Raw genomic sequence first — 837 nt, forward strand, 5'->3', positions numbered from 1 at the left:
AACAAAACAGAAGTAATTCTTACATCTGAATTACTAAGAATTAAAAAAATGATTAATGAGTTAGTCAAGTTAGTAGCTAACTTTATCCCCTTGACCTACTTAGTTTTAGACGGTCATTTTGGGAACAATAATGCCTTGCAGATGGTTCGCCAGGTTAACTTGCATATCATTTCTAAACTTCGCTGCGATTCGGCACTATATATACCTTATCAAAATCCTGACCCCAATTGTCGCTCCCGCCGTAAATACGGGGAGAAGATTGACTATTGTAATATATCTGACGAATATTTGTGTAAAAGTACGATTGAGGAGGATATCAAAACGGATATTTATCAAGCTACTTTACTCCACAAGGAATTTGCTCAAGCACTGAATATAGTTATTTTGGTCAAAACCAATATTAAAACTAATGCTTGTAGTCATGTAATTTTATTTTCTAGTGACCTATATTTGTCCTACGAACAGATAATCGATTATTACAAGCTTCGTTTTCAAATTGAGTTTAACTTTCGAGATGCCAAACAGTTTTGGGGATTAGAAGATTTTATGAATTTAAGCCAAACTGCCGTGACTAATGCTGCTAACTTAGCATTCTTTATGGTCAACTTATCCCACCATCTTCTTTCTGATTTTCGTCAACACAATCCCGACTCCGGCATTATTGATCTTAAGGCTTACTACCGTGGTTTTCGATATGTTCGTGAAATGTTAAAAATGCTTAGAGAAATCCCTGAGCCTATTTTATTAACCCAGATTTTTGCCAAGCTTACTTCTTTAGGACGTATTCATCCCGTTTCCACAGGCGTTGAACCCTCTTAAATTGGCTAAGGTATTGGT

General features: G+C 35.8%; 1 protein-coding gene. It reads left to right on the plus strand.

Translation table 11 applies throughout. From position 1 onward, the window contains the following. Nucleotides 1-819, plus strand: an 819-nt coding sequence (locus HCR01_RS38060) for a transposase (protein WP_193201033.1), incomplete at its 5' end; no start/stop codon positions are given. Between the last annotated feature and the right edge of the window lie 18 nt (nucleotides 820-837).

It is taken from the genome of Nostoc sp. MG11 (assembly GCF_014904695.1).
Lineage (GTDB): Bacteria > Cyanobacteriota > Cyanobacteriia > Cyanobacteriales > Nostocaceae > Komarekiella.